Source organism: Curtobacterium sp. MCBD17_023 (assembly GCF_003224415.1).
Classification (GTDB): domain Bacteria; phylum Actinomycetota; class Actinomycetes; order Actinomycetales; family Microbacteriaceae; genus Curtobacterium.
In genome coordinates, this window is the sequence record NZ_QKLJ01000002.1 from 193,297 (window position 1) to 208,837 (window position 15,541).

Consider the following 15,541-nt stretch of genomic DNA (forward strand, 5'->3'; position numbering starts at 1 on the left):
CCGCGCGGTCAGCGCACGCGGGCGAGGAAGTCGCGGGTGCGCGGGTGCGCCGGCGCATCGATGACCTGCGACGGCGGTCCCTGTTCGACGACGCGGCCGCGGTCGAGGAACACGACGTGGTCGGCGACCTCGCGGGCGAAGGCGACCTCGTGCGTGACGACGACGAGCGTGGTGCCGGACCGGGCGAGGTCCGCGATGACGGACAACACCTCGCCGACGAGCTCCGGATCGAGCGCCGACGTCGGCTCGTCGAGCAGCACCACCGAGGGCTCGAGCGCGAGCGCCCGGGCGATGGCGACGCGCTGCTGCTGGCCGCCGGACAGCTGCCGTGGTCGGCTGTCCGCGCGGTCACCGAGCCCGACCCGGTCGAGGAGCTGTCTGCCGCGTGCCCGGGCAGCGTCGGCGGGGACCCCGGCGGCCACCGGCCCCTCGACGACGTTCTCGAGCGCGGTGAGGTGCGGGAACAGGTTGAAGTGCTGGAACACGAACCCGATCCGGGAGCGCTGCCGCAGGATGATCCGTTCGGGTAGCTCCTCGAGGCGCTCACGGCCGTCGCGGCCGCGACGGACGCGGACCCCGACCGGCTCGCCGCCGATGGTGACGACGCCGCGGTCGAGCGGCTCCAGGTGGTTGATCGCGCGGAGGAGCGTCGACTTCCCCGACCCGGAGGGTCCGAGCACCGCCGTCACGCTCCCGGCGGGCAGGTCGAGGTCGACGCCGTCGACGACGACGTGGTCGCCGAACGCCTTCACGGCACTCCGGACGGAGACGGCGGCGGTCATCGGGTGCTCCTGACGGCGGTCGATGCGACGGACGGGTGGGACGCCGTGGTCGCGGGACGGGTGGCGGCGGTGCGGCGGGCAGCCCGCAGCGCGGCACGGATCCGCTGCCAGGGGGTCGGCGGCAGCTCGCGCACCGAGCCGCGGGCCGTCCACCGCTCGACGTGGTACTGCACGACCGACACGGCGCTGGTGAGTGCGAGGTACCAGAGCGTCGCGACGACGAGCAGCGGGATGACGTCCGTCGGGTAGGTGCTCGACAGGTTCTGCACCACCCCGAACAGGTCGAGCAGCGAGACGTAGAACAGCAGCGAGGACGCCTTGAGCAGCCCGATCAGCTGGTTGACGAACGCCGGCACGATCGAGCGGAGGGCCTGGGGCAGCACGATCCGCAGGAACTGTCGGTGACGGGGGAGTCCGAGCGCCTGCGCCGCCTCACGCTGCCCGGTGTCGACGGCGAGGACCCCGGCGCGGACGATCTCCGACGCGTAGGCGATCTCGCTGAGGCTCAGCGCGAGCACCCCGATCGCCAGGTCGCCGAGCAGGTCGGTCGTCGGCACGGTGAACTGCGGCCCGAAGGGGATCCCGACGCCGATCGACGGGTACAGCGAGCCGAGGTTGTAGAGGAAGACGAGCACGAGGATGAGCGGCACCGACCGGAACAGCCAGACGTAGCCCCAGGCGAGCCCGGACAACACCGGGTTCGGCGACATCCGGGCGACCGCGACGAGGACGCCACCGGCGAAGCTGATCACCGCGCTCAACGCGGTCGCGACGAGGGTCAGCTGCAGTCCGGTGAGGACCGCCGGGCTGAACAGCCACGTCCCGACACGGGGCCACCCCCAGGACGGGTTGGTGAACAGGGTCTGCACCAGGTTCAGCACGAGCACGAGGACGACCGCGGCGGCGAGCCACCGCAGCGGGTGCCGGAGCGGCACGACGGGCCGGTCGAGCGCGGCGCGCCCCGCCAGGACGACGTCCGGGTCGGTCCCGGGACGGGAGGCCCGCTCCGCCTCCGCCTCGTCGAGCACCTTCTCGAAGGGGTGGATCCCGATCTCCTCCGGCGGCCGTCCGCGGTCGAACCGGGGGGTGTACCCGGAGCGGAGGTAGAGCCGGACCGCCTCGGGCTGCCGCGGCCCGGTGGTCAGGTGGACGCGGCGGAACCCACGGCGGCGGGCTTCTGCCTCGAGTTCGGCGACGACGAGCCCGGCGAGCCCCCGCCCACGTGCGGCCGGCGCCGTCCAGATGCGCTTGAGCTCGACGGTCTCCGCGTCGTACGGCTTGAACGCGCCGCCGGCGACGAGCTGGTCGTCCTCGAACAGCAGGACGAAGGCACCGCGGGGGGCGACGAAGTCCTCCGCCGGCCAACGCCGGAGCTCGACCGACGCCGGCTCGTCGGAGGAGTCGCCGTACCGGGTGTCGTACTCGTGTTCCAGGTCGGCGAGCAGCGGGGCGACGGCAGGGTCGTCGGGGTGCACCGTGCGGAACACGAGCGCGCGGGGAGAGGCGGTGTGCGCCGGGGCCGTGTCGGTCATCGGTGTCCCTCACGTCGGTGACCCGGCCGGCGGGTGCCGGTCGGTGGCCCGACGGTACGAGGGCTCCGCCCCGCTCACAACGGAGGACGAAACACGGCGGCACACTCCGCAACACGGCGCTACACGGCGCAACGCAGCGTCACATCGTGGCCCTCCCCGGTGACCGAGCCGGTGCTCGCCCGCTGGCCGGTCGCCGTGGTCGCTCCGGTGTCAGCCGAACAGCTGCCGGAGCCGCGGCAGCGTGTCGGCGTCCTCGTGCGCCCCGCCGCCCTCGTGGCCGTTGTACTCCCAGACGGTGATCTCCTTCGGGCCACCCCAGGCGTTGTAGGCCGCGTAGACGGTCGAGGGCGGGCAGATCGGGTCCATCAGCGCGACCGAGAACCACGCCGGTGCGGTTGCACGGGCCGCGTGCAGGACGCCGTCGAAGTACGCGAGCGTTCCGAACACCTGCTCCGTGGCGGTGCGGTGCGTCGCCAGGTAGTCGACGACCTCGTGGTACGGGTACGCGTCGGTGATCTGCGTGGCGTGCCGGTGGTCGCAGAGGAACGGCACGCGGGGGAACACCCCGGCCAGTCCCTCCACCAGGCCGGCGACGGCGATCGCCATCCCGCCGCCCTGGCTGCCGCCGAGCACCGCGACCCGCCGGCCGTCGACGAGGTCGATGTCGCGGACGGCGTCGACGGCGCGGACCGCGTCGGTGGTCAGGCGCCGGTAGTAGTACGTGTCGGGCGACTCGATGCCGCGGGTCATCACGCCGGGGATCGCCGGTCCGCTGCCGTCCGGGTCCGGGGTGTCGCCCGTCGCCCAACCGGAGCCCTGGCCGCGGGTGTCCATGAGCAGGTGCGCGACGCCCGACGACGCCCAGAGCAGGCGTTCGGTCGGCAGGCCGCGTCCACCGCCGTAGCCGAGGTACTCCACGACGGCGGGGAGCGGAGCGTCGGCGCTGCTGCCCGCGGGGACCGTCAGCCACGCGGCGACCCGCTGCCCGTCCCAGCCGGCGAACGAGACGTCGTAGGTGTCGACCGTCGTCAGGCCGGTGTCGACCCGCTCGGTCCGTACGGCGACGGGGTGTTCCCGCGCTGCCGCGAGGGTGCGTCGCCAGAAGTCGTCGAAGTCGTCCGGTTCGGCGACGCTGCCGCGGTACGAGGTGAGGTCCGGTCCGGTGATGTCGGTGTACACGGTCCGACCCTGGCACGGCACGGCGTCCCGGGGAAGGTCCGACGGGTCTGCCGGTCCGCCGGCGGACATCGGGGGGACGAGCCCGTACGGTGGCATGAGAACCGATCTCACGAAAGGACGGCACCATGACCGACACGACCGAGCCCACCGTCGACGGACCCGCGGAGGGCGAGCACCGCGTCGCCGAGCACGGCGTCGAGGAGCACGACCACGAGCGCGACGGCGGCGAGCACGAGACCGTCGAGCACGACGACCACGTCGACTTCGTCCACGACGGGCACCGTCACGCCCGTCACGAGGACCACTACGACGAGCACTGACACCCGCTGACGCGGGGTCGCCGGACGGGAGGCGCGGTGCCGGAAGCGCACCGCGCCTCCCGTCCGGCGGTCGGGGGAGCGGAACCGGCAGGACGGGTTGACACGGTTGTCGCCCCGCGCGTAGCGTGTGGTTGACACGGTTGACGACAGGAGTCCGGCTTGGAATCGACACTGCACCGCTCGGCCACCCGCGGTGCGAGCGCTCAGCGCTCCGGCGCCACGGCCGACGCGGACCGCCGCGCGGGCCGGGGGCTCTCCGCCACCGAGACCGCACTGGTCGAGGCGGTCACCGACCTCGTCCGGCAGGGCCGGGCGGACGGCGCGCTCTCCGACTCTGCGGACGTCGACGCGCTGGCCGAACGCATGCTCGCCGCCCTGCCCGCGGTGAAGCACGAGGCGGACGCCCTCATCGGGCCGTTCTACGACACGACCTCGCTCGCGACCTGGCGTGGTGTGAGCCGGCAGGCGATCCACAAGGCGAGCCAGAAGCGCGACCTGCTCGGCCTGAAGATCGGGGACGGCACCCGCATCTTCCCGTCGTTCCAGTTCGGTGCCTCCGGCGCCCCGCTCCCGCACCTGCGGGAGGTCCTCGACCTGCTCGACCGCGACGGCATCGACCCGTGGGGCAGCGCGCTCTGGTTGAACACCGTCGCCGACGAGTTCGGCGGGACGACCGCCGCCCAGGCGCTCCGGGACGGTCGCGTGCAGCCCGTGGTCACTGCCGCCCGTCGCGCGGCGAACGCCTGGCACGCGGACGCCTGAGCCGCGCGCGATGACCCCGGCACACGAGCCCCGGCGCACCGACGTCGCCCAGCAGCTCCCGGACGCGGGCGTCGACCTGTCGGCCTTCCCCGCGGCGGAGTCGCGCGGCACCACCTTCTACCGGGCGAAGCGGCACGACCGCGGTGCCTGGTGGTTCGCCTCGACCCCGGCGGACGCGGACGGGATCGACGGCGGCCGCTTCGACCTCGCCGCTCCGCGGGGCACCTGCTACTGGGCGGACTCGGTGGAGGTCGCCGTGCGGGAGCGTCTCGCACACCACACCCTGACCACGAACACCGTGTTCGCGGCACGGGCTCGGGAGATGGTCGTCGTGGCCGCGCGCGCCTCCCGCGGCCGCCGTTTCGCCGACGTCACCGACCCGCTCGCGGTCCGGTCCGGCGTGGGGGCGGAGCTGCAGACGATGGGCGACTACCGGGTGCCGCAGGCGTGGGCCCGGGCCTTCGACGCAGCGGGTTTCGCCGGTGTCCGGTACAGCACCCGCTTCACGAGCGCCGCGGCGGCGAACGCGTGGGCCGTCTTCGGCAGCGCCGGCGTACCGAAGCGGCCTCGGCCGGAGCGCGTGCACCGCGACGGCATCACCGCCTGCCGTGAATCCGGCATCCGCGTGCTCGACGACGGGTCCGACGCCGGTCCCGAGCGGTTCACGTTCGTCACCCCGCCGACCTGAGCGAAGCGGTCCCGGTCGGTGTCGGCAATGGCCGATCCGGTCGGTGTCGGTGGCTCGTCCTACCGTGCCGCTCGTGGCCGAACCAGTCGATGCGTGGTGGCGCCGCCGACAGTGGTCGCGCGGCGTCCCGGTGCCCTACGCCGTGGGGGAGTTCCGAGCCGAGTGGGCGTCGTGGCCGGTCCTCGTGCGGCAGTACCACCCGGAGTGGAACGCCGGTGTCGTCCTCACGCAGGTGCCGCCGGCCGCCGACGTCCTGCTGACGTGGGAGTGCGACATCGGCCACGTGTTCGTCGCGACACCGTCCGAGCAGCGGTCCCGGCCGGGCCGTGAGCGCCGACGGTCCGTGTGGTGCCCGGAGTGTGCGGTGCTCGCCCAGCCGCAGCGCTGGCCGGTCCTGCCGGAGGACTGGCCGAGCGGGGTCCCCGTCCCGCAGCGCGCCGTGCGGACGACCGGTCGGCAGACGCTGCCGGCCGCGCCCGCGCGCGGTGGTGCCCGCGCCGTCGCCACCGGGGCCTCCTCGTCCGCGGTGCCGAGCGGCGCGGTGGCGTCGACGCGCCGGGGGAGCCGCCGCACCGGACGGACCGGCGGTGCCCGCTCGGCCGCACCCCGGACCATCTGCCCGAAGACCCCGCGCCTGCCGTCGGGGGAGTCCTTCGTCAGTCGGTGTGCCCCGGCGCCGGCCTCGGCGGTCGAGGCGGAGCTCCGCGCAGCGCTGCGCGACCGGCTCGACCTGACGTTCGACCACACCGCGATCCGCCTGGACCGGCCGTTCCACGAGCACGTCGAGGTCTGGCCGGACATCGTGCTGCCCGAGCTCCGCGTCGCGATCGAGTACGACTCGACCGGGCGGCACGGGCTCGAGCACGTGGGCTCCCGCGAGGACTCCGACCGCCGGAAGGACCGCGCCACCCGCGCCGTCGGGTGGGAGGTCGTGCGCATCCGCACCGGGCGGCTGCCGGCACTCGGTCCGTGGGACCTCCAGGTGTCCGGCGTGTCCGGCCGGACGGTCGACCGGCTCGTCGACGTCCTGCGGGAGATCCGCGGCCCGCTCTTCGTCGACGCCTACGCCCGCTGACCGCGGTCACCGCCGACCGCGTGTCGGGCGCGGGACGCCGGTCGCTGCCTCGGGTCCGGAACGCCGCTCGCTGCCTCGGACCCCTCGCTGCCTCGGGACCAGAGCGCCGCTCGCTGCCTCAGGCCCGGAGCGCCAGCGCCTCGCTGACCCACCGCGTGTGCAGCGCCCACGGGTCCGGGGCGCCCGCGGCGACCGTGCCCACGTGCGCCAGGAGCTCCGGCGTCACGCGGAACCACTCGGTGCCCGGGTAGCGCGAGGCCGCGAACTCGGCGTGTCGCCGTCGTTCGAGCGTCCGGTCGCCCCGCTCGAACCCGAGCAGGTCCTGGTGCGCGATCCGCCCGAGCCGTTGCCGCGGGTTCGCGGTCGTGCCGATCTTGACCCGGTCCCCGCTCTCGTCGCGCATCCGCAGGTAGTAGACGACGTCGACCCGCGGCGCACCGAGTTCGCCGTCCGGCACGTCGCCGAACCGCCACTCGCACACGGCACAGAGGGTCCCGGTCGGGAAGCGCACGCCGATGCGTCCGCCGCACACGATGCACGGGCCGGGCAGCAGGTCCTCGACGCCGACGTGCTCCGCGGCGAAGTCGCCGACCAGGGTGACGTGTCCGAGGCACAGCGGCACGGGCACGCCGTCCGTGGTCGTGCGGTCGCAGCCGGGCACGCAGCAGCGCGGGACGTCTCGGGGCCGGACCATGCGCGGGACGCTACCGGCGACCACCGACGCGCGGCGGGCCTCCCGTCCGACCGGCCGGTGGCGGCAGCTCAGTCGGGGAAGACCACCCCGACGGGTTCGCGCTTCTCCTCCTGGAACCGGTCCTCGGCGCGCCCGAGCGCCCAGTAGGCCGACAGTGACATGTCCGTTTTCTCGAGTCCCCAGTCGTCCTGCAGGACCCGACGGATCGCCTTGATCGCGGCACGCTCGCCGTGCGCGAAGACCCGGACCGGCCGGGAGGCCCTGGGCAGCTCCCGGGTCGCCGCCAGCAGCAGCGTGCCGGGCTCGGCCCCGACCGCGTCGCGGTGCAGCCACCGCAGCGTGACGCCCGTCGGGTGCACGAGCGGCTGTTCGTCGGCGGGGCCGGCCACCTCGAGCAGGGCGACACCCGTGGCGGTGGGGTGCATCGCCTCCAGGGCGGCACCGATCGCGGGCAGGGCGCTGTCGTCGCCGAGCAGCACGTGCGTGACGGTCGGGTCGGTCGGGGGTGCGTACCCGCCGCCGGGACCGGACAGTGCGATGCGGTCCCCGGGCTGCACGGCGACCGCCCAGGGTCCGGCGAGTCCGTCGTCGCCGTGCCCTGCCGACGAGTGCACGACGAAGTCGATCGCGATGGTCCGTGCGAGCGGGTCCACGGCGCGCACCGTGTACGTGCGGCGGGCGGGCAGGTCCGACTTCGGCATCGTCGCGCGGAGGGCCTCCAGGTCGTACGGCGGTCGCAGCCCGGAGCCCGGTTGCGGGAGCAGCAGCTTCACGTACTTGTCCGTCATCGCCAGGCGTTCCGGGTCGGCGTCGCCGACGAAGGCGTCGTACCCGGGTCCTCCGAGGTGCACGCGCACCATGTGCGGGGTGAGTCGTTCGGTCCGGACGACGACCAGGACGTGCTGCGGGCGGTTCGGCTTCGGGCTCATCGGGGACGAGCCTCCTTTCCTGGGTCTTCCCGTCGGTGCGTGACGACGGGCATCAAGTGAGGTTAGCCTCACCTCATGAGCACGAACGTCGTCCCGTTCTCCGAGGCGCTGCGGGCCCGGACCCGGCGCTCGCACGGCGTCTCGGCCGGGCACGGCTTCATGCACGACCTCGTCGAGGGGCGGTGCGACGTCGCCGACTACGCGGCACTGCTCGGGCAGTACGCGTTCGTGTACGACGCCCTCGAACGCGCGGCGGACCGGATGGCGGACCACCCCGTCGCGGCCCCGTTCGTGACGAGCCGACTGACCAGAATGCCGGGCATCCGTGCGGACCTCGAGTACCTGGTCGGACCCGACTGGGACGAGCTGCTCACGCCGCTCCCGGCGACGACGGCGTACGTGCGACGGCTCAACGAGGTCGCGGCGACGTGGCCGGGCGGGTTCGTCGCACACCACTACACGCGCTACCTCGGCGACCTGACCGGCGGCCACGCGATCGGCCGGTTGCTCGCCGACCAGTTCGGGTTCGAGACGAACGGCGTCCTGCTGTGGATCTTCGACCAGGTGGCAGACCCGGCCGCGTTCACGGACACCTACCGGGCGGAACTCGACGCGGCCCCGTGGACGGAGGACGAGCGGGAGCGCGTCATCGCCGAGGTCGAACTCGCGTACCGGCTCGACGCCGGGCTGCTCGCGGCGGTCGACGGCACGCGGCTGCCGTCCGTCCTCGCCGACCCGGCCTGACCCACCCAGCGGACCGCCGTTGGTCCGCCCGTCCGGACGGTCGTCGTCACGAGGCTGCGCTGCCCGGTACGCTGCTGCCACGCCGGGACAGCCCGGACCGACCCGGGCGGGACAGCCCGGACCGACCCGGGAAGGACCTCCATGACGACGATCGACGGCTCGACGCGCCACGGACGGGCGCGTGACGACGTCAGCGGAGCGGTCGACAGCGACCTCCGCGCCGACGTCCGGTACCTCGGCAACCTGCTCGGCCGGGTGCTCAGCGAGACCGGCGGGCCCGACCTGCTGCGCGACGTCGAGGCGCTGCGCCAGGCGGTCATCCACGCGTACGAGAACACCGACGCCGACGGAGCCGCGCGGGCCGAGGCGGTCGTCGCGGGGTTCTCGGCGGAACGCGCCGAAGAGGTCGCACGGGCCTTCACCTCGTACTTCCACCTCGTCAACCTCGCCGAGGAGCACCACCGTGTCCGCGTGCTCCGCTCCCGCGGCGACGACGGCGGCCTGCCGGGCGACTCCTTCCCGGCCACGTTCGTCGAGCTCGTGGAGCAGGTCGGCGCCGACGAGGCCGCCGCCCGGCTCGAGGGGCTCCGGTTCCACCCGGTCCTCACCGCGCACCCGACCGAGGCCCGCCGTCGTGCGGTGACCACGGGCGTCCGTCGCATCACGGACCTCATCGACGAACGCGACCGCACGAAGAACGCCACCGCCCGCGCCGAGAACGAGCGACGCCTGCTCGAGGAGATCGCCACGCTGCTGCGCACCTCGCCGCTGCGGACGACCCGGCCCACCCCGTTGGACGAGGTCCGGACCGCGATGAGCGTGTTCGACCAGACGCTCTTCGAGATCGTGCCCCAGGTCTACCGACTGCTCGACGACCGGCTGCAGGGCGACGACGCCGGCCGCGCCCCGGTGCAGGCCCCGGCGTTCGTGCGCTTCGGCACGTGGATCGGCGGGGACCGCGACGGCAACCCGCACGTCACCGCCGACGTCACGCGCCAGGCCGCCGAGATCGCGGCCGAGCACATCCTGCTCGGTCTCACCCGCGCCGCCACCCGCATCGGCAGCGCCCTGACGCTCGACGCCGACCACACCCCCGCGGACGCCGGCCTCACCGCCCTCGTCGCGGCGCAGGAGTCGCTCGACCCGGAGGTCGCCGAGCGCATCGGCATCCGCGCGCCGAACGAGACGCACCGTCGGGCACTGCTCTTCATCGCCGCCCGCATCGACGCCACCCGCCGCGACGACCGTCCGCTCGCGTACAGCGGTCCCGACGAGCTCCTCACGGACCTCCGCGTCGTGCAGGCCTCCCTGACCGCCGCCGGTGCCGTCCGGGCCGCGAACGGCGAGCTGCAGAACCTCGTGTGGCAGGTCGAGACCTTCGGCTTCCACCTCGCCGAACTCGAGGTCCGTCAGCACTCGCAGGTCCACCGCACCGCCCTCGCGGAGATCCGGGCCGGGGGAGCACGCAGCGAGATGACGGAGGAGGTCCTCGCCGTCTTCCGGACCATCGCGGACCTGCAGCGTCGGTACGGCGTCCGTTCGGCGAGCCGGTACATCGTCTCGTTCACGCAGTCCGCGGCGGACCTGGCGAACGTGCACGAGCTCGCGGTCGCCGCGCTCGGCTCGGTCGAGGCCGCCCCGGTGCTCGACGTGATCCCGCTGTTCGAGACCTTCGCCGACCTGCACGCCAGTGTCGACATCCTCGACGAGGCCGTCCGGACCGAGCCGTTCCAGCGACGCCTGGCCGCGACCGGTCGGCGGCTCGAGGTCATGCTCGGCTACTCCGACTCGTCGAAGGACGTCGGCCCCGTGTCGGCGAACCTCGCACTGTACGACGCGCAGGCGCGCATCGCGACGTGGGCCGCGGCGAACGACGTCGAACTGACGCTGTTCCACGGCCGTGGCGGCTCGCTCGGTCGCGGCGGCGGTCCCGCCAACGAGGCCGTGCTCGCGCAGCCGCCGGGGTCGATCGACGGCCGGCTCAAGCTCACCGAGCAGGGCGAGGTCATCTTCGCCCAGTACGGCGACCAGGACATCGCCGCCCGGCACCTCGAGCAGATGGCCTCCGCGACCCTGTTCGCGTCCTCGCCCTCGAACGAGTCCCGCACGGCGGTCGCAGCCGAGCGGTTCGCCGACCTGGCGCAGCAGCTCGACGACGTCTCCCGCGCCGCGTTCTACGACCTGGTCAAGGCGGACGGGTTCGCGCCGTGGTTCGCCCGGGTCACGCCGATGGAGGAACTCGGGCTCCTGCCGCTCGGATCACGTCCGGCTCGCCGCGGCCTGAGCGTCGAGTCCCTCGAGGACCTGCGGGCAATCCCGTGGGTGTTCTCGTGGACGCAGGCGCGCATCAACCTCGCCGGGTGGTACGGCCTCGGGTCCGCGCTCGAGGCGGTCGGCGACCTCGAGCTGCTGCGCACCGCTGCTGCCGAGTGGCCGCTCTTCGCCGCCCTGCTGAAGAACGTCGAGATGTCGCTCGCGAAGACCGACGTCCAGATCGCCCGCCGCTACCTCGAACTCGCGGACCGCGGTGACCTCGGACAGAAGGTCCTCGCCGAGATGGACCGCACCCGCTCGTGGGTCCTGCGGATCAGCGGTGCCGAGGACGTCCTGCAGGACCGTCCGGTGCTCGCGCGCGCGGTGCGGCTCCGCTCCCCGTACGTCGACGCCCTGTCGCACCTGCAGCTCCGGGCGCTCCGCTCGATCCGCACCTCGGGCAGCACCGACACGACCGACGCGGACCACCGCCTGCTGCTGTTGACGGTCAACGGGATCGCCGCCGGACTGCAGAACACGGGCTGATCCCCCCGGACCGGGGTCGCGGGAGTCAGCGCGTCCTGTTCCCCCGGTCGTCGACAATCGGTAGCCTCGCTGGAAGGCACGCGCACGTTCTCGAGGAGGACCCGGAGACAATGGACATCGTCGTACACGAAGCCGGCACGGAAGCGGCGGTGCTCGAGTGCTCGGGCCGCCTCAACATGGTGTCGGCCCCCGCATTCCGCGAGACGGTCGCGTCCGTCATCGAGGGCGGTCGCCCCCGCGTCGCCGTGGAACTGTCGAAGGTCGAGTTCCTCGACTCGTCGGGTCTGGGCGCACTCGTGGGCGCACTGAAGACCGCGCGCCAGGCCGGCGGCGACCTCCGGATCGCCGCTCCCTCCGAGCAGGTCGCGATGGTCCTGAAGCTCTCGAACATCGACAAGATCCTCCGCAGCTACGCGGACGGCGACGAAGCCGTCAGCGAATGGGTCTGACCGGGGCCGTCGTGGGGGAACACCGGCTCGACTTCGCGTCACCGCCCGACGACGTGTCGTCCGTGCACGACTTCCTCGCCGACGTCTGGACGTCGGAGCCCGCGATCAGCGTCGAGGACCGCATGGCCCTCGAGCTCGCGATCATCGAACTCGCGTCGAACGTCATCGAGCACGCCACCGCCGGCGTCCCGTTGACGTGCTCGCTGACGTTGGCCGTCGCGTCCGACGGGCTGGAGGCCCGGATCACCGACGACGGTCGTCCCGCCGCGGTCGACGTGGCCGGAGCGACCCTGCCCGACGAGTTCGCGGAGAGCGGCCGTGGGCTGGCCCTCGTGCAGATGGTCGTCGACGAGCTCCGCTACGACCGTCACGGCGACGAGAACCGGTGGACGGTGCGGAAGGCCACCCGCGCGGCGTGAGCCGTTTCCCGCACCTGGTCGATCCGGATTCATAGACACGGTCCAAGCCGTGTCAGCATGCCCGTGATGTGCGTGCCACCCGACCCTCGGAACGTCGTCGAGATGACCGGGAACGACCTCGACGCCGCTCGGACCTTGTTCGAGGACGCGTACGACGCCTCGGGCTTCCTCCCCGAGCGATCGGAGCGACCGTTCGGGTACCGCTTCCGCACCGTCGGCGACGCGACGATGTCCTTCCGCTCGACCCGGTACGACGCACGGATGGTCGGCGAGGTCGCGTCCCCGGACGAGTTCGTCGTGACGTGGGTGAGCGACGGCGGCGGCGTGGTCGACGTCGGCCGCGACGAGGTCGCCCTCGTCCCGGGCCGTCCCGTCGTGTTCCCCTCGGACCGTCCGTTCCGCTTCGACCTGATGGACGTCCGGCAGAACCTCGTGCAGGTGGACCGTACCGTCGTCGAGCGCGTCGCCGCCGAGGTCCACGGCGCGGAGCCCGGCACGGTCGTGCTCGACCACGCGGTGGCACCCGGGGTCGAGGCGGCCCGTGCCTGGAACCTGCACGTGCAGGAGTGGGCGCCGGTCGTCCTCGGGGCCGCTCCGATGTCCGTGCTCGCCCTCGCCGAGGTCGCACGGCGCACCGCCCTCGCCCTGCTCAGCACGTTCCCGCACCACGTCCTGACCCGCCAGGTCCCGGTCCCCGTCGGCGCCTCCGGACGCGTTCGTGCGGCCGTGGAGTACATGCACGCGGTCGCCCACACCCCGATCACCACCACGGACGTCGCCGAGCAGGTCGGCTTGAGCGTCCGCGGGCTGCAGCAGGCCTTCCAACGGCAGATCGGTGTCGCCCCGAACGCGATGCTGCGCGGCATTCGACTGGACCGGGTCCGGGACGAACTCCGGGCAGCGTCGCCGCTCGACACCACCGTCGCGACCGTCGCCCTGCGGTGGGGCTTCGCGCACCTCGGCCGGTTCTCCGCGGCGTACGCGCGTCGCTTCGGCGAGTACCCCCGCGACACGCTGCACGGCTGACCCCGCGGATCGCTCCGAGCGACCGACACGCCGCTCACGTCCAGTGCGACATGCCACCCGATCGCGCGACACTCCGCGGATGTCCGCCGATCCGCACCGCGCGATATTCATACTCCTCACATGGAGACGCAGTCCGGTGCACGCACCCCCCTCGTCGACCCCTTCGGTCGGGAACTCGAGGAGTGGTTGCGCGACGCCCCGGCGACGCGCTCCCCGTACGTGGCCGACCTCGTCGTGCCCCCGGTCACCGGTCCCGTCCGCCGCCCGGTGCTCCCCGCCGTCGACGCTCCGGACGTCGACGATCCCGCTGCGCATGCTCCGGTCGCGGACGCTCCCGTCGCTCCCGTCGCGGACGCTCCGGTCGCCGGCCAGGGTGCCGTCGAGCAGCGTGACGACCGCGCCTTCCGCCGTGACCGCGCGCGCCACGTCGCGGTCTGCGCCCCCTCCTTCCCGGAACCGCCCGAGCGTCTCGCCCTCCGTCTCGACGACCTGGCCGTCGCCCTGAGCGCGACCAGCGGCCGCACCACGATCGAGCGCATCGACCTGCTCGAAGACGAGGTCCGTGTCCGCGACGAGGACCTCGCCCGTCTCGCTGCCTGGGAGGCCGTCGTCGCCGGACTGGCCGGTACCGAGGTCTCGGCCGCCGAGATCGACGGGGCACGCGCCTTCGCCCGCGAGGTCTTCGCCGACCTCCTCGCCGACGCCGCCCTCGAGGCCGGCCGCCGCGAGCGGGCCGCGCTCCGCCGTGCCGCGACCGCACCGGTGCTGGTCGGTGCGGTCCGCCCGTTGCTGCCTGCTCCGCACCGCGCGGTGGCCGAGCCCGTCGCGCTCGACCTGCCCGCCGACCTCGACGGAGCCGACGACGCGGATGCACCCGCGCCGAGCGCTGCCACCGTGACCGCCGTCGGGCCGCGCACGGCCGTCCGCCCCGTGTCGGGCCTCCTGTCCGGCGCCCCGGTCTCACCGCCGCTGTCGGCCTCGGGCCGCCCCACCCCGCTGGTCCAGCCGGCCACCGGCCCGACCGTCGTCGACCGCGAGGCGTTCGCCGCGATGCTCCGCGCCCACACGGGCGAGACGCCCGTGGTCTCGGTCGCCGTCCCGTCCGCACCGCCCGTCGTCTCCGACGACACGGTCGGCGGGCCGACGGACTCCGCGACCGACGTCGACGGGTCCGACCGGGAGGCCCGGGACGCCGCCGACACGACCGCCGGCCCCGGCTGGTGGTCGCGTCTCGTCGCTCGCGTGCTGCGCCTCGTCGGCCGCCGCTGACACCCGGAGCGGGCCCCGCGCCTCGGTACACTGACGGGATGCCGACGCTCCGAGAACTGCAGTCCGTCGTCGAGTCCCTGTGGCCGACCGCCGGAGCGGAGTCCTGGGACTCCGTCGGCCTCGTCTCCGGCGATCCGGACGCGGTGGTCGAGCACGTCCACCTCGCCGTCGACGCCGTCCCCGACACCGCGCGGGAAGCGGTCGCGGCCGGCGCGGACCTGCTCCTCACCCACCACCCGCTCCTGCTGCGTGGTGTGACGACGATCGACGAGTCCACGGTCAAGGGGTCCGTGCTCGCCACGCTGGTCCGTGGCGGCTGCGCGTTGCTCGCGGCCCACACGAACGCCGACGTCGTCACCACCGGGACGTCGGCGGTGCTCGCGGAGCGGATCGGGCTCGTCGACCAGCGCCCCATCGACCCGGCGGCGGACGGCATCACCGGGATCGGCCGCGTCGGCGTGCTGCCCGAGCCGATGCCCCTCGGCGCACTGGCCCGACGGATCGTCGACGTGTTGCCCGCCACCGCGACGGGCGTCCGCGTCTCCGGGGAGTACGACCACCCGGTCCGGACGGTCGCGCTCTGCGCCGGGGCGGGGGACTCGTACCTCGGGCACCCGGCCGTGCGGGCCGCCGACGTCTACGTGACGAGCGACCTCCGGCACCACCCCGCGTCCGAGTTCCGCGAACAGGCTCTGCTCGCCGACGGACCGGCGCTCATCGACACGTCCCACTGGGCGACCGAGTGGCTCTGGCTGGACGTCGCCGCCGAGCAGCTGCGTGCGGCCGCCGGTGTGCACGTGACCGTGAGCGACCTCCGTACCGACCCGTGGGACTTCGCCGTCCTGCCATCCGCACCCAACGAAGGAGCCTGACC

At 73.8% G+C, this 15,541-nt stretch carries 16 protein-coding genes; 11 read left to right on the top strand and 5 right to left on the bottom strand.

Features of this window, described 5'->3' with window-relative positions:
- Nucleotides 1-8: 8 nt before the first annotated feature.
- From DEI84_RS03460 to DEI84_RS03470, 3 genes are all read right to left on the bottom strand, one after another.
- On the bottom strand, nt 9-782 hold the full coding sequence (locus DEI84_RS03460; RefSeq protein ID WP_110825409.1) for an amino acid ABC transporter ATP-binding protein: 774 nt from the start codon (nt 780-782) through the stop codon (nt 9-11).
- Nucleotides 779-2,314 carry a GNAT family N-acetyltransferase gene (locus DEI84_RS03465; RefSeq protein WP_110889687.1) on the bottom strand — a complete coding sequence of 512 codons (1,536 nt, stop codon included), beginning with the start codon at nt 2,312-2,314 and terminating at the stop codon, nt 779-781. The genes DEI84_RS03460 and DEI84_RS03465 overlap by 4 nt, the downstream gene beginning before the upstream one ends.
- A 210-nt stretch (nt 2,315-2,524) precedes the next feature.
- Complete coding sequence (locus DEI84_RS03470) at nt 2,525-3,493, bottom strand: acetylxylan esterase (RefSeq protein ID WP_258371687.1); 969 nt, start codon at nt 3,491-3,493, stop codon at nt 2,525-2,527.
- 125 nt (nt 3,494-3,618) lie between these two features.
- On the opposite strand from DEI84_RS03470, the gene DEI84_RS03475 reads away from it, so the two are divergent.
- The 4 genes from DEI84_RS03475 to DEI84_RS03490 all read left to right on the top strand — a co-directional run bounded on the left by DEI84_RS03475 (nt 3,619) and on the right by DEI84_RS03490 (nt 6,338).
- A complete protein-coding gene (locus tag DEI84_RS03475) occupies nt 3,619-3,813 on the top strand; it encodes a zinc transporter permease (protein WP_110889688.1) in 195 nt (64 codons plus the stop codon).
- Nucleotides 3,814-3,972: 159 nt separating this feature from the next.
- Nucleotides 3,973-4,575 (top strand): hypothetical protein, encoded by a 603-nt coding sequence (locus DEI84_RS03480; RefSeq protein WP_110889689.1) that lies wholly within the window; start codon nt 3,973-3,975, stop codon nt 4,573-4,575.
- Nucleotides 4,576-4,585: 10 nt separating this feature from the next.
- Nucleotides 4,586-5,263, top strand: coding sequence for an RES family NAD+ phosphorylase (locus tag DEI84_RS03485; RefSeq protein ID WP_110889690.1), 678 nt, complete (start codon nt 4,586-4,588; stop codon nt 5,261-5,263).
- Between the two features lie 73 nt (nt 5,264-5,336).
- Nucleotides 5,337-6,338: a hypothetical protein gene (locus DEI84_RS03490; RefSeq protein ID WP_110889871.1), complete on the top strand. Its 1,002-nt coding sequence runs from the start codon at nt 5,337-5,339 to the stop codon at nt 6,336-6,338.
- Nucleotides 6,339-6,456: 118 nt separating this feature from the next.
- On the opposite strand, the gene DEI84_RS03495 is transcribed toward DEI84_RS03490, so the two are convergent.
- Both DEI84_RS03495 and DEI84_RS03500 read right to left on the bottom strand, forming a co-directional pair.
- On the bottom strand, nt 6,457-7,032 hold the full coding sequence (locus DEI84_RS03495) for a GIY-YIG nuclease family protein (protein WP_110889691.1): 576 nt from the start codon (nt 7,030-7,032) through the stop codon (nt 6,457-6,459).
- A gap of 68 nt (nt 7,033-7,100) precedes the next feature.
- Nucleotides 7,101-7,961: a siderophore-interacting protein gene (locus tag DEI84_RS03500; RefSeq protein WP_110889692.1), complete on the bottom strand. Its 861-nt coding sequence runs from the start codon at nt 7,959-7,961 to the stop codon at nt 7,101-7,103.
- Nucleotides 7,962-8,036: 75 nt separating this feature from the next.
- Between DEI84_RS03500 and DEI84_RS03505 the strand changes: the two genes are divergently transcribed.
- The 7 genes from DEI84_RS03505 (at nt 8,037) to DEI84_RS03535 (ending at nt 15,539) form a co-directional block, all read left to right on the top strand.
- Nucleotides 8,037-8,705, top strand: coding sequence for a heme oxygenase (biliverdin-producing) (locus DEI84_RS03505; RefSeq protein WP_110889693.1), 669 nt, complete (start codon nt 8,037-8,039; stop codon nt 8,703-8,705).
- Between the two features lie 141 nt (nt 8,706-8,846).
- Nucleotides 8,847-11,504, top strand: a complete 2,658-nt coding sequence (locus tag DEI84_RS03510) for a phosphoenolpyruvate carboxylase (RefSeq protein ID WP_110889694.1) — start codon at nt 8,847-8,849, stop codon at nt 11,502-11,504.
- A gap of 110 nt (nt 11,505-11,614) precedes the next feature.
- A complete protein-coding gene (locus DEI84_RS03515) occupies nt 11,615-11,953 on the top strand; it encodes an STAS domain-containing protein (RefSeq protein ID WP_110825419.1) in 339 nt (112 codons plus the stop codon).
- Nucleotides 11,944-12,372 carry an ATP-binding protein gene (locus tag DEI84_RS03520; RefSeq protein WP_110825420.1) on the top strand — a complete coding sequence of 143 codons (429 nt, stop codon included), beginning with the start codon at nt 11,944-11,946 and terminating at the stop codon, nt 12,370-12,372. Before DEI84_RS03515 ends, DEI84_RS03520 begins: the two co-directional genes overlap by 10 nt.
- 102 nt (nt 12,373-12,474) lie before the next feature.
- A complete protein-coding gene (locus DEI84_RS03525; protein WP_181420335.1) occupies nt 12,475-13,398 on the top strand; it encodes an AraC family transcriptional regulator in 924 nt (307 codons plus the stop codon).
- A gap of 120 nt (nt 13,399-13,518) precedes the next feature.
- Complete coding sequence (locus DEI84_RS15450; RefSeq protein ID WP_146236298.1) at nt 13,519-14,667, top strand: hypothetical protein; 1,149 nt, start codon at nt 13,519-13,521, stop codon at nt 14,665-14,667.
- 38 nt (nt 14,668-14,705) lie between these two features.
- Nucleotides 14,706-15,539, top strand: coding sequence for a Nif3-like dinuclear metal center hexameric protein (locus tag DEI84_RS03535; RefSeq protein WP_110889696.1), 834 nt, complete (start codon nt 14,706-14,708; stop codon nt 15,537-15,539).
- Nucleotides 15,540-15,541: the final 2 nt, after the last annotated feature.